The sequence below is a fragment of the Aquimarina algiphila genome, assembly GCF_947494415.1.
In the GTDB taxonomy this organism is placed as follows: domain Bacteria; phylum Bacteroidota; class Bacteroidia; order Flavobacteriales; family Flavobacteriaceae; genus Aquimarina; species Aquimarina algiphila.
In genome coordinates this window covers 678,842-692,438 of sequence record NZ_CANLVC010000006.1, presented here as the reverse complement: position 1 = coordinate 692,438, position 13,597 = coordinate 678,842, and the positions used below count along the sequence as shown (strand labels likewise).

11 protein-coding genes are annotated in these 13,597 nt (G+C 32.5%); 7 read left to right on the top strand and 4 right to left on the bottom strand.

The annotated features are described in order from the left end of the window. The 4 genes from PQF96_RS12430 to PQF96_RS12415 all read left to right on the top strand — a co-directional run bounded on the left by PQF96_RS12430 (position 1) and on the right by PQF96_RS12415 (position 4,127). The gene (locus PQF96_RS12430) at positions 1-990 is read left to right on the top strand and encodes a TRAP transporter substrate-binding protein (RefSeq protein WP_271766497.1); all 990 of its coding nucleotides are present in this window, start codon (positions 1-3) and stop codon (positions 988-990) included. Then, entirely contained in the window at positions 991-1,467 is a 477-nt protein-coding gene (locus tag PQF96_RS12425; RefSeq protein ID WP_235010972.1) for a TRAP transporter small permease, read from the top strand. After that, a complete protein-coding gene (locus tag PQF96_RS12420) occupies positions 1,464-2,759 on the top strand; it encodes a TRAP transporter large permease (RefSeq protein WP_271766495.1) in 1,296 nt (431 codons plus the stop codon). The genes PQF96_RS12425 and PQF96_RS12420 overlap by 4 nt, the downstream gene beginning before the upstream one ends. 114 nt (positions 2,760-2,873) lie before the next feature. After that, on the top strand, positions 2,874-4,127 hold the full coding sequence (locus tag PQF96_RS12415) for an MFS transporter (RefSeq protein WP_271766494.1): 1,254 nt from the start codon (positions 2,874-2,876) through the stop codon (positions 4,125-4,127). A 66-nt stretch (positions 4,128-4,193) separates the two neighbouring features. Here the strand turns inward: PQF96_RS12415 and PQF96_RS12410 are convergent, their stop codons facing one another. The 4 genes from PQF96_RS12410 to PQF96_RS12395 form a co-directional block, all read right to left on the bottom strand. After that, positions 4,194-4,976 carry a hypothetical protein gene (locus PQF96_RS12410; protein WP_271766491.1) on the bottom strand — a complete coding sequence of 261 codons (783 nt, stop codon included), beginning with the start codon at positions 4,974-4,976 and terminating at the stop codon, positions 4,194-4,196. Positions 4,977-4,991: 15 nt separating this feature from the next. Then, a complete protein-coding gene (locus tag PQF96_RS12405; protein ID WP_271766489.1) occupies positions 4,992-6,962 on the bottom strand; it encodes a glycoside hydrolase family 38 N-terminal domain-containing protein in 1,971 nt (656 codons plus the stop codon). 53 nt (positions 6,963-7,015) lie between these two features. Next, entirely contained in the window at positions 7,016-8,173 is a 1,158-nt protein-coding gene (locus PQF96_RS12400) for a glycosyltransferase family 4 protein (RefSeq protein WP_271766487.1), read from the bottom strand. A 62-nt stretch (positions 8,174-8,235) separates the two neighbouring features. Beyond that, entirely contained in the window at positions 8,236-9,831 is a 1,596-nt protein-coding gene (locus tag PQF96_RS12395) for an MAC/perforin domain-containing protein (protein ID WP_271766486.1), read from the bottom strand. A 559-nt stretch (positions 9,832-10,390) separates the two neighbouring features. On the opposite strand from PQF96_RS12395, the gene PQF96_RS12390 reads away from it, so the two are divergent. From PQF96_RS12390 to PQF96_RS12380, 3 genes are read left to right on the top strand one after another with little or no spacing between them, the layout of a single operon-like run. Next, a complete protein-coding gene (locus PQF96_RS12390) occupies positions 10,391-10,954 on the top strand; it encodes a hypothetical protein (RefSeq protein WP_271766485.1) in 564 nt (187 codons plus the stop codon). Next, on the top strand, positions 10,951-12,771 hold the full coding sequence (locus tag PQF96_RS12385) for a tetratricopeptide repeat-containing sensor histidine kinase (protein ID WP_271766483.1): 1,821 nt from the start codon (positions 10,951-10,953) through the stop codon (positions 12,769-12,771). The genes PQF96_RS12390 and PQF96_RS12385 overlap by 4 nt, the downstream gene beginning before the upstream one ends. A 29-nt stretch (positions 12,772-12,800) precedes the next feature. Further along, positions 12,801-13,571, top strand: coding sequence for a LytR/AlgR family response regulator transcription factor (locus PQF96_RS12380; RefSeq protein WP_271766482.1), 771 nt, complete (start codon positions 12,801-12,803; stop codon positions 13,569-13,571). The last annotated feature ends 26 nt before the right edge of the window (positions 13,572-13,597 follow it).

Below are 13,597 nucleotides of genomic sequence, written 5' to 3'. Positions count from 1 at the left end.
ATGAGTTTATATCAATATAGAATACAGAAGCTCTTTTTTATTATACTCTCAGTAGTACTAATCTCTTGCAATGGTTCAAAAAAGGTAAAAGTACTGCGATTAGCCCATATTTTGGACACCCAACACCCTGTACATAAATCCATGGAAATTTTGGGAGAACGCCTGGCAAAAAAATCTAACGGAAAACTAATATTAAAAATATATCCAAGTAGTCAATTAGGAGGCGAACGCGAATGTTTAGAACTGCTACAAATAGGAAGCTTAGATATCACCAAAGTCTCAGCTGCAGTGTTAGAAAATTTCATTCCGGAATATCGTGTTTTTGGAATACCATATTTATTTAGAGATAGGTCACATGCATTTTCTGTATTAGATGGTAAGCTAGGAGAAGAAATGTTAACTCAGGGAGAAAAATTCAGATTAAGAGGACTCACTTTTTATGATGCTGGTAGTAGAAGTTTTTACACCAAAAAAAAACCAATTACTACACCCCAAGATTTAGAGAGTAAAAAAATACGTGTAATGAAAAGTAATATGGCCATAGATATGGTTAATCAATTGGGAGGAGCTCCTACTCTTGTTTCTTGGGGAGAGTTATATACTGCTTTGCAACAAGGCGTAGTTGATGGCGCAGAAAACAACCCTCCTAGTTTCTACACTTCAAAACATTACGAAATTTGTAAATATTATAGTTTAGATGAACATACCACTATTCCGGATGTGTTATTAATTGGTCTTGATACCTGGGAACGACTAAGCGACGAAGAAAAAAAATGGGTACAAGAAGCCAGTACTGAATCTAAAATAGAACAACGTAAACTTTGGGCCGCTTCAGAAAAAAAATCATTAGATGCAGTGATTGAAGCCGGAGTGCAAATTACACGTCCCGATAAATCTCTTTTTGAACAAAAAACCCAAGAAGTCATTACAACTTTTAAAGATCAACCAGAGGTTTTAAAGCTCGTCAAAATTATAAAATCAGCGTATTAAATGAAAAATCGTATAGATATTATTTTAGAAAAAACAGTAATTTTTTTACTGTTTGTTATGCTAGTTAGTGTTGTATGGCAAGTTTTTTCCAGATACATTTTAAAATCACCAAGTACGATTACTGATGAACTTTCTAGTTTTTCCTTAATCTGGCTCGGCTTGCTTGGAGCTGCATATACTACCGGTCAAAAATTACATCTAGCTATTGATTTAATTCCGACTGCAATTGTACAACAAAAAAGGTCTCTTTATGATGGTATTGTTTATGGCGCTATCTGTCTATTTGCTTTTGCGATAATGATTATAGGAGGAATTCGTTTATGTATACTTTCGTTTCAATTCGAGCAAAACTCAGCTGCACTAAGTATCCCACTAGGGATTATTTATCTCGTAATTCCGATTTCTGGAATTTTAATCTGCTATTACTGCATTTACATTTACTTTCAAAAAGACAATACTAACACTACATCATTATGAATTATACCGAGGTATTGATATTAGTAATTAGTTTCCTGATTTTCTTATCATTAAGGGTTCCTATTGCATACTCTATTGGTTTAGCAGCTTTTTTCACATTAATTACTACAATGCCTTTTTTACCTTCGGTAACTACTTTGGCACAACGTATGGCAACTTCTTTGGATAGCTTCACTCTTTCTGCAATTCCCTTCTTTATATTAGCTGGTCAAATTATGAATCGAGGTGGTATTGCAGTGCGGCTCATCAATTTTGCTAAAGCTATAGTAGGACCACTACCAGGAGGTCTTGCTTTTGTAAATATTATTTCATGTATGCTTTTTGGAGCTATTTCTGGATCTGCTGTTGCAGCTGCTTCTGCTATTGGAGGTTTTATGCATCCTATGATGAAAAAAGATGGATATGATCCAGCGTATAGTGCTGCCATAAATATCACTAGTGCCACAACAGGATTAATGATTCCTCCTAGTAATGTCCTTATTGTTTACTCTCTGGCTAGTGGTGGAGTTTCTATTGCTGCATTATTTATAGCAGGCTATCTTCCCGGGATTTTAATTGGAGTAACACTTATGATTGTTGCAACAATTTATGCAATCATTAAAAAATATCCTACCGAAAAGTTAGTAGGATTTACAGAGTTCTTAAAACGTTTTATAGCTGCTTTTCCTAGTTTACTTCTTCTTGTGGTGGTTATCGGTGGAATTGTTATTGGTATTTTTACCGCTACAGAAGCTTCAGCAATTGCTGTACTATATACACTAATTTTGGCAGCCCTTTATAAAGAAATTACATGGAAGGACTTCTCTCCTATTTTCCTGGAAACTGTAAAAACTTCGTCAATAGTACTTTTACTTATCGCTACGTCTATTGCTATGTCATGGGTAATGTCATATGAAAACATTCCGCAGGAAATCAGTAATACCTTATTAGGGATAAGCGATAATCCCATTGTTATTTTGATTATTATAAATTTGATTTTATTATTCGTTGGTATATTCATGGATATGACTCCGGCAATCTTAATTTTTACACCTATTTTCTTACCTATAGCAACTAAGATTGGTTTAGATCCTATACATTTTGGGATTATTATGATTTTGAATCTTTGTATTGGATTATGTACTCCTCCTGTAGGTTCTGTACTCTTTGTAGGATGTAGTGTTGCCGAACTTTCAATTCAGAAAGTTTTAAAACCATTGTTACCTCTATTCCTGGTTATGATTTTGGTGTTATTACTTATCATTTATATTCCTGAATTGAGTTTATGGTTGCCCAGACAGTTTGGATTATAAAAACTATCTTAAAACTATGAAAACTGTTTAACCAGGGAATCTCAATCTATTATTAGAACTATTTTAGTATAGAAATCTATATATTTAGACTTAAAATTTTAATTTACAAATTAGATGAATGAAACAAAAACTCCATGGTACTTTCTTTTACTTGTTATTTTGGCTGGGGAATCTGTTTTTATTCTTCCATTTGTTCTTGCAAGAGTTTTTAGACCAACGGTACTCAAAGTTTTTAATTTAGACAATATACAGTTAGGAATATGTTTCTCTATATATGGCTTTGTAGCATTGATATCCTACCTTTTTGGAGGAGCATTAGCAGATAAGTTTCCTCCAAGAAAATTGATTGCAGTTGCCCTTTGGATGACTGCTTTGGGGGGATTGGTGTATGCTACTTTTCCTGATTATTTGACACTAAAAATATTGTATGGATATTGGGGCTTTACTACTATATTTTTATTTTGGGCTCCCATGATAAAAGCTACTCGTGTCTGGGGAGGTACTACTTCTCAAGGTAAAGCATTTGGTTTTTTAGATGGTGGACGTGGATTAGTAGGGGCTCTCTTTGGGGCTTTAGGAGTACTTATATTTTCACTATTTATTACTGCAGAAATTTCTGAAGCAACTGCCTCCGAAAGCAGAGCTGCTTTTAGATATGTAATTTTAGTATCCTCTGGTATTGTAAGTTTTGTTGGAATATTGGTTTGGTTCTTTATGAAAATGGATCATAAATTAGAAAAAGAAATTATAATAGAAAAAATCACAATATCCCAGGTAAAAGAGGTCCTGCACTTACCATCTGTATGGTTACTTATGATCATTATTCTATGCGCCTATGTAGGTTACAAAATTACAGATGTATTTTCATTATATGCTCAAGATGTAATGTTGTATGACCAAGTAAAGTCTGCACAAGTAGGTACATTTTTATTATTTATCCGACCTGTTATTGGTGTTTTAATAGGAATATTGGCCGATCGTTCACAAACTACTTTCTGGTTATTGATTAGTTTTATAGTTTCATTCTTTGGAGCGTTATTGTTTGCTACAGGAGTAATCTCGGATTCTTCTACAGCTTTATTTTTTATATCAATTTTGGTAGTTGCTACTGGAGTATATGCAGCCCGTTCCTTATACTTTGCTGTAATGCAGCGAGGGAAAATTCCATTGATCCTAACAGGAACTGCGGTGGGTATTATTTCTCTTATAGGGTATACTCCAGATATATTTGCAGGACCTGCTATAGGATATCTCCTAGAAAATTCACCAGGTCCAGAAGGACATCAACATGTGTTTTGGATGTTAGCCTTGTTTTCTTTTATTGGTGGTTTGGCTGCCTGGTATTATTATAAACTGTATAGGAAATAGAACGAATAGTTCAAAATATTCTCAATTATTTCATTGCGTATTGACATTTCTATAGTAATATTTAACTCAATATTCTAGCTTAACAGTTGCTATTGCATTAGGCATTTTTACCATAACCGTATTTGAAGTTGTCGAACAAGAAGGTATATTATTCGAATTCTTAAATGGTTTTTCTAGTGCTGTAACAATATCACAACTTGATGGTTTCTCTGATACTGTCACAATTTCAGAAACTGGTTTATTACTCGCTTGATATAAACGAAGGATAAGATCATTGGGATCGGTATAAGACCATTTTGCACTTGTAACTAAACTTCCTTTTGTCGCGGTAGCTATAGAATATGTTAAAGGTAAATTACCGGTTCCATTACTAGGTACAGGGATAGCCTGCATAGGAGTATTATATTGCCTTGCTTCTTTTAGCAATTTTCCGGATTGTGGATTTGGAATCCCGCTAGGAATTCTTAAAGCATATGTCTGAACATGAATTTCATCATCACTACCGTCTGCTCCATATCCTCGACAACCATGACCACCAGGCGTATTTCTTAAAACCACACCATATAGTGTATTATCATTAGATGTCCATGCAGAAGTAGCACTATGATAAATAGCGGCTAGAGGCACTTGACTAGCATTAGGAACCACAAAATCATGAGTTGCCCACATCGTGGCATTAAAATCTTTGTTAGTACCATAATCCATAGGATATACTTTATTCCAATGATAGGGAGTTCCAACATCCATCGATTCGATAGTAGATCGTAAAGGAAATTTTACCATTACCGTATAGCTCGAAGGGGCTTTCCCTTCAGTTATAATTCTTAAATAGGGCTCTCCTTGTCGCAAGCTGTATATAATTGATTATAAGAAAGTTTTACCATCTAAAATGTATTTTCTTTTTACCTTTATTGACTTATTTAAGGGGTTTTTAGTATTTAATGTAATAGATTCGGTCTTATATGTTACTGTAGTATCTTTTTTAAATTTACAATTTCCGTCCTCATAACCAAAGCGGTATATATTTCCATTATCTTCATAAAATTCTATTTCATTTCCTATACCAGAAAGAATATCTCTGCCAGTATATTTGTCAACCAAATTAATAAGGTTTCCATTTTTATTATTAAATATGACACCTAGTAAACTGTTTTCAAAATAATAATATCCATTGGGAAGTGTCTTCATTTTTAGACTACCATTTCCTTTTAAGGCTGTTGTTAAATTATTCACCATATATCCCATAGAAGGTGCTTTTACATTAATATATGTGGTATCACTAGTACCAGGAGAATACTCAATGACACCTGAGTTATCCACCCCTAATTGGTTAAATACAGCTACTTGAGATGCTGCCGGAGGAAGTTTATTTACTACACTATTCATAAAAGAAGATCTCAAATTGTTTCCTCGTTTTAAAGCATCTTTCAAAAGCGGTAATTGTTCATTAATACAAACACCGTCGATTGCAGTTCCTGTAATGTAATCATGATGGGTACTTGGAACAAGTGTATTCCATGCAGAATACAAAGCATCTAATTGTTCCTGTTTTTTAAGAGCATTTGATAATAGCAATCTATTGGCCATAACTTGAAAAGTTTCTGCTCCCAAAAGGCTTTTTGTTGCCTTATGATGTAAAATCTTTAATGCTGGTCTACTTGCATAAAACCCCATCCAGTAAGGATTTGGAGAAAATGAGTCGACCTGAGTTTGGTTGGAGGGCGGATTATAGGTTCGTGTCTTTAATTTTTTAGAGTGACTATTTACCAATCTCGTATATTGATCAAAAGTTGCTACTACGGCGTACACCCCTGTTTTAAAATACCCATCCGAATCTGAATTCCATAATTTGGCATCTTCCACAATTTTCTGATAAGGAATCATAAAATCATCACTTACCTGAACATAGATGTATGGTGTTGGTGATACAGGTTTATTAGCTCCTATATAAGATTTTATATGCCCTTGTGGGGTAACAAAATTCACCTTTGGTCCACAAATATTTATGGCTTCCGGGTTTGCATAATCTTTCTCTGAACTATCAATATCTGCTCCCTGATTATAATGGGCTTCTAACCAATGTGCAATCACTTTAGAACCATCAGTACTTTTCCAGATAAAATCTACTCCTCCATTTTGTAGATTTAATAATTGATTTTTTGGAGCTTTAAAAGCTTGATTTCCTCCACTACACCCTCCAGGTATCCTAGAAAATCCAACTCCCATAGCATCCATTGCGTTTAACATAACTGGGAGTTGAGGATCATGACCAAAATCGTCGGGTATCCAAATCTGCTGAGTCCAAGGAACATTAACCTCATCAAGCCATTGATTCGCAACCAAAAAATTTCTAAAAAATGTTTCTCCATTTGGCAATAAGTTATCTGGAGATGTGATTCCTCCTCCTACTACTCTCATACGTTTAGATGCTTTCATTTGATCAAAAAGCATTGGTTTGTTTTTTGCAAATGCTCTTAAAAATGCCATCTCACATACTGAATAGTAATATGCTGTATCTTTTAGATTCTGTGTCGCATAGGTCAAAATACTATCTCCCGGTTGTCTTTCGGGTCTAAAATAACCTTGGCAATATACTGTACCAGTTTTATTAGCATTATATGGAAATGTATTTAACCAATCCCAATCCATATGGGCTGCATGGCTTAATATCAAAACATGCTTTGCATCATCTGGAATATGTAAGTTTTTCCTGATTGAATCTTCAATAAAAGCTCTAGGTTCTATACCTCCTATATCTGAATTGTTTTTTTTACAACAAATGCTAAGAAATAGTACGAAGAAAGTTAGGAATAGTATATTTTTTGAATTTTTCATCGGTTATGAATTTAAAGAATGATTTATGTATAAAATTGTTAAACATGTAAAATTCACAGTAGCTTTTGAAAAAGTCGATCCCATTGTTTTGCGATAATTTTCCAAGAATACTTTGGATTAAGAGCTACTTCCTGACAGGATCTTCCTATCTTTTTTCGAAAAGTATCATCTGATTTTAATTTTTGCATGCAAGTGCTAAATTCATCTAGATGGATACAATTTTCATAGTCCACGGTTATTAATAATGCATTATTATCCCATAACTCTTTAAAAACAATATGATTAGGAAGGATCTGAGGCTTACCTACAGCAGCATGTTCAAAAGCAATTAATCCCCAACCTTCTCCTAAACATGTATTTAAACCAACATCACAAGCATTATAAATCAAATTCATATGTTTATTGGCGGCAACATGGTTCTTTCCTTTTTCTGATAAGATAACCTGATCCCGAATGCCTAATTCATTAATTTTACGTAATAAATCTACTCCAGAATTGGTTATTTCAGTATGAAGATATAAGTATGCTTTCTCCTTCTGTTTTCTATTAAACTTTGCAAAAGCTTCTATTGTTAGATCAATTCGTTTACGAGAGGTATTTCGATTTGCATTTAAAAAAATGAAGGCATCCCAAAGCTCAGGACGGTTTGGAAACATTTTTTTACGAATTTGTCGTCTAGAAATTGTAAGTGGATAAAAAATCGAAGTATCAACACCATGAGGTACTATGGCATTTTCTCTATTCTCCAAGAAAAAATCTTCTGTATATGAACGTTTACACTCATTTATAAATGTATTATATCCATAGTTTGTATAAAAAACTAGCTTACCTATATCTTTAAAACAATCTATCCTACTAGAATCACTTACCTCAAACTCTATTGGACAATAAAATATAGTTTTATGCCTATAGTTTAAGCGTTTAAGCGTTTCTAAATGAAAACCATACAACCAATGATCATGACACATGAAGATAAGCTTAGGGTTATACTCGTTAATTAATACTTCAAAACGTACTTCTCCCATAATATCTCCCACAATATTAGGTTCAACAATCCATTTATGTTTGATACATTCTCCTTTATAATTAATTCCAAAATGAACTATATTATATTTTAGTGATAAGTATTCGAACAGATTATTAAAGACACGACAAAAACCAGAATTATCTTCTGCCTGTCCAATTGCTAGGATATCACATGCATGTTCCATAATTAAGTAAAGTAAAAAAAGTCAGAGATCTTGGAGTAAATCTCTGACTTCTAGATTATACGTTATGAACCTACAGTGTAGGTTCCGGTAATAGAATTTTTAAACAAATAAAAAATCTTTTGTGTATTCACTTCTCCATTAAATGTTATTTTATTCATGTATACTTCATTTCCAATATTTGGCCCATACCCCATCAGACTAACTAGTACATAGTTTATTGGACGATTCATCCATATATAAGAAGGAGAGCTATCACTTCCGTGACCACTATGGTTACTCCAGTTGTTTAATTCCTCTCCTGCTCCATTTAATTTTAAGACCTCATAAAAGTTTTGGGTTGGAAATACACTTTGCCCCATCCCAAATGATATCAATAGTAATATGTTATCCTTTTTATTGAATTTACTATTAGTTACATATTCACTCAATTCAGAATAAAGATTACGGTAAGAGATTGGACTCCATAACTGCTTACTATCATCTAAGCAGAAATATTTGTTATCGAGTACTTTGGGTAGAAATCCATTATTAGAAAGAATACAAAGTTGATAACCTACTGGGGTTGTTGCAGCAATTTTTGGTTTTATAGGATTTCCATTAAGCGCTATAATTGGTGTTTTTGGAGAAACACTTATTGGCCATCGTGTTATTGTTGAAGTCGTTTCTAAAGTAATTGCCGGATGAATCTGTTCTGAGAATAAAGTCCAAGCTCTTTCAACTACATTTTTTTTATCTCCACATAAAGTCCAAATACCGGTAAGTTTAAAATCCATCATGGCTGGGTAAGAAGAAACAGAGTCACTCCATTTGGAATAGAGTTCAACAGTTTCTTTGGACGGTTCTAATGGATCAACAGCAGCAAGTTTAATTGCTAATGAAGGATCACCTCCAACGACGCTAATAGTATAATTAGTGGATTTTGAATATTTTTTCCACGTATCTTTCTTTTTTATATCTGCACTAATGCTACCAGAAACAAAAAGTCCATTATACTGGGCTTTCATCATCGCTTCAATTTCTTCCTCTCCAAGCTCACTTGATTTTTCTACAGAAACATAATACTTCATTGCCCCTCCGAGCTCTATTTGATTTGTAGCATAAATACCATAATCATTAAAAAAAGAGATGAAATCTGATAAATTTTGTTCTGATACGTCACCTGGAAGCTTAGCCACTCTTTCTAAAAATGAATTTCTTAAAGCATTTTCAAATTCTCCTAATTGTAAAGAAGCAACTCCGATAAACGAATTATTATATGTAAACGCATATTCTGAACTTGATTCTTTCTCGTTACTATACGCTGCTTCCATTTCTCCACTAAAGAGACCATAACCAATCTCTACTTTTGCATTTGCTGCGATACTATTTTGAAACTCACTTCTTGTCATATACGTTCCTCCTTCAAAATAAGCAGATGATTTCTCTATAGGATTAATGTAGTCTGGAACAAGAAAATTCTTTCCTAGTAGAGAAAAGACTCTCTTTTGAACTTTAGCTGGATCTAATAACGGTCTAATAAATGAATTGGCATTGGCAGCTCCAAACACATCAAAACCCTGTCCTACTCCATTACTCTGACTTAAATAAGGCATTATTTCTCCTTTAGAGGCTGATAAATTAACAGCTTCTTCAAAATTTGTTTTTGTTAGTGTGCTCATGATAATAATGATTTAATGATTAGATCAAATATGTCTAATTAGCAATCCAAAAAGAAACCAAATGAGTGAATGAATAGATATAATGAGTAAATGTTTAGAAAAAGGAAGTAAAAGGTTTAAGCATGTTACTCTTTTCTTAGCAAAAGGTTTTAAGAATAAAAGAGGTCTTAATACCTATTAGAAATCTATTCGGTTCTTAAGCGTGTAATAGCATTGCTATTTCATTGCACACTGTCAAATAACTGACATCTTTTATCGAAAAACTGCCAATGTCATTATCTCACTATGTTTTCTATTTCAATCATCATAACTTGTCATGAAAATAACTAGCGGTAATAGGAACATTCCTTTTTAATATATATGTTCTTAGTAAGCTTATCAACATTAAAAACTGAAACGTATCGCAATCATACACAAGGAATTAAGAAAATTTTATAATTTCAAGATGTTAAACATTAAAACTATTCACTAATTTGAAAACTTATTAGTGCACAAAAAGAATTTCCTAATTATAATTAATAATTAGAATTTATGTAATCCAACTTAAAATATTACCCCTATGAAAATTTGCTTAAAAAAAAATGGAAATACGGCGTTAACTGCATTGTATGCTAATATACCTGACTTAATAAGTGCAATAAAGGTTTTAAAATCTTTTGGAACTGTTGCGAATCCAATATCTATAAATCCATTTATAGATAAAGAAGCTGCTGTACCTATACCTTCTCTAAAAGGAAACGAAACTCTATCCATAGAAATTATTCCGACTAATGATCCTCAATTATATTCTCCTAAAATTATTTTTATTGAGATTAAAAATATGGACGAACAGTTTAATGTTAATTATTGTAATGGGACAAATAATGAAACAAAATGGAGTGACATTATCGATGTAGGCAACTATATTCCAGCACCTAATGCTTCTTTATTCATAAAATCTAGTAGTAATGATGAATATAAAATTAAATTTAAAAAAGAGAAAGAAGCTACTTTTATCTCTTACAATCTCGTATTTTCTTTAGAGCTACCAATTGAAGATAATAAACCATTACAAAAGTGCGTATTTATCCTTGATCCTTTAATAAAGATCGTATCGAATCCTGGTTCCGTAAATAAAAAATGAAAATATTAGATCTCAATATACGTTCTAGATATAATATCCATTTGATTTCTTTTTTACTGTGTTCATTTTTTTTAAACTGTTTACATGTTGTTGCTCAAAATAATCATATAACAGACAGCTTATTAACTGTTTTACAACAAGAAAATCTATCTAAAAGAGAACAAGCTCTTGTATTAAAAGCTATCGTCTCAAATCATCCAGAATTAGACTCTGGATCACAATATGCAAATCAATTTCTGCAAATTGCAATTGAGATTAACGATCCTATTTTACAAGCTGAAGCCTGGGAAGAAATTTGGCATATTGAAGATCGATTAGGAAATAGTAGCCAGTCATTAAATGCTGCTTTAAAGGCTTTACGTATATATGAAAAATTAAATCTTACTGAAAGACAAGGAGCATCTTATGCACAAATAGCAGCTCATTATGTAGGTGAAAAAGAGTATACTTCTGCAATTACTTATTTCAAAAGAGCAGATAGTATATATACTAAATCAAAAAACACAATTCAAAAAGCGCTTACTCTCATTAATTTAGGTGAAACTTATCGGCTTTCTAATCATCTAGATGATGCCAAAGCATCATTCATAGAGGTTATAAATCTTAACAAAGTCATACAAAACAATCTTATACAAGGGTATGCTGTAGGAAATCTAGGAATGGTATATACCACACAAAACGAATTTATATTAGCAAAAGACAACCTACATGAAGCTATTAATATTCTTAATAAATTAGGAGATTCATATTCTACATCTATATATTTAGCCGAATTAGGGGGGATTCATCAAAAAGAAAATGAATCAAAATTTGCTGAAGAAAAATTCCTGCAAGCTTTGACTATGGCCAAACAAGCTGGACTTAAAGAACAAATTAGGGATTTTAGTATCATGCTAGTTAATTTTTATGAAACTCAACAACAATACCCTAGAGCACTGGAGTATCAAAAACTATTTCAAGTATATCAAGATAGTTTGGTCAACAAAGAGAATGTTCAAAAAATAGAACAACTTAAATCTGGATATGAAATTGATAAACGTGAGTCAGAAATAAGCCTGCTTAATACTATAAATACCAATCAAAAAAATTTGGTTTTTATATTGGCTGCTGGGGTTTTCTTACTACTTTTCTTTGCTTATCTGCTTTATCGAGGTAATACAAAAATTAAAAAAGCAAATTACATTTTATTAGATCAAAAGGAGATTATTAGTAAACGTGAGCAAGAGAAAGCATTATTATTAAAAGAACTAAACCATCGAGTAAAGAACAATTTACAAATGGTTTCTAGCTTATTAAATTTACAAGGTCATGAGCTTACAGGACACCCGGCAAAAGAAGCTATTGTATCTGGACAGTCCAGAGTAGAAGCCTTATCCCTTGTACACAGAAAATTGTATCAAGATGGCGTAGATACTCGAATCATGATAAAAGAGTATATTGAAGAGTTGGTATTAGGGCTTTTTCATGGATATAATGCCAAATTTAAACCTAATTTTGATATTGCTAACATTAGTATTCATATAGACATGGCCATCCCTTTGGCATTAATTATTAACGAACTCATTACAAATTCTCTTAAATACGCTTATGAAAATACAACGGATCCAATGCTTAAAGTAGCTCTAACTAATGACACAAAAGATCGTTTACATATCCAAGTTATAGATAATGGAGTAGGTTTTACAACTATTCAAACCAAAAAAAACAACTCTTTTGGGATTAAACTTATCAATTCTCTAATTCAACAATTAGAAGGTACTATAAAAAAAACAGGTAATGAAGGGACACATTGGGAAATAGATATAAAAATAGCTTAATTTAGTGGTTCTTATAACCTAAATACAGAATGTCTAATCAATCGTCAAAAGTAAAAATTCTTATTGTAGAAGATGAGATATTATTAGCACAGGATATCTCACAAAGATTAACTGAAATTAATTACCATGTCACCGGAATAGCACAAACAGTAAATCATGCTTTACAATTAATTACAGAAAATCAAGATATTGATATAATATTGATCGACATTATTTTAAAAGGAGATCGAGATGGAATTGAACTTGCTCGCATCATAAATGATAAGTATCATATTCCTTTTATTTTTCTAACTTCTCATGCTGATACCCACATTGTAGAACGAGCAAAGAGTGTGCATCCTTATGCCTATATCCTTAAACCATTTAATGATCGACAAGTCAGTGTCGCTATAGAATTAGCTTTGCTAAATTTTTCTAAGAAAACACCGGGAAAAGATTTGCTTGAACCTCAAGATTTTACTGCTAATGAAAATCAAGTTTTACAAATCAAAGATTGTTTATTTTTAAAAAAAGATCACCATTTTGAACGTGTGCCTTTAGCCGAAATACTATTTTTACAGGCAGATAGTAACTACTGCACTGTATATACCAAATCAGATAGATTTGTGTATTCTACGGTGTTAAAAAACATAGAAGCACAGCTCCCTATAAATCGATTTTTACGAACACACAGAAGTTATGTCGTCAATATTGATCTAGTTAGTGGATTTGAAGGCAACATGCTTTTTATCGGAGATAAAAAGGTACCTGTAAGCAAAACACATAGAGATCATGTTTTTAAATTATTTCATACCATATAATAATAATAATAATCACTCAATACATT

Coding starts and splice junctions, on each gene's coding strand:
- PQF96_RS12400 (WP_271766487.1), bottom strand. CDS start 8,173: ATGGAACATGCATGTGATATCCTAGCAATTGGACAGGCAGAAGATAAT.
- PQF96_RS12385 (WP_271766483.1), top strand. CDS start 10,951: ATGAAAATATTAGATCTCAATATACGTTCTAGATATAATATCCATTTG.
- PQF96_RS12425 (WP_235010972.1), top strand. CDS start 991: ATGAAAAATCGTATAGATATTATTTTAGAAAAAACAGTAATTTTTTTA.
- PQF96_RS12405 (WP_271766489.1), bottom strand. CDS start 6,962: ATGAAAAATTCAAAAAATATACTATTCCTAACTTTCTTCGTACTATTT.
- PQF96_RS12395 (WP_271766486.1), bottom strand. CDS start 9,831: ATGAGCACACTAACAAAAACAAATTTTGAAGAAGCTGTTAATTTATCA.
- PQF96_RS12430 (WP_271766497.1), top strand. CDS start 1: ATGAGTTTATATCAATATAGAATACAGAAGCTCTTTTTTATTATACTC.
- PQF96_RS12390 (WP_271766485.1), top strand. CDS start 10,391: ATGAAAATTTGCTTAAAAAAAAATGGAAATACGGCGTTAACTGCATTG.
- PQF96_RS12415 (WP_271766494.1), top strand. CDS start 2,874: ATGAATGAAACAAAAACTCCATGGTACTTTCTTTTACTTGTTATTTTG.
- PQF96_RS12420 (WP_271766495.1), top strand. CDS start 1,464: ATGAATTATACCGAGGTATTGATATTAGTAATTAGTTTCCTGATTTTC.
- PQF96_RS12380 (WP_271766482.1), top strand. CDS start 12,801: ATGTCTAATCAATCGTCAAAAGTAAAAATTCTTATTGTAGAAGATGAG.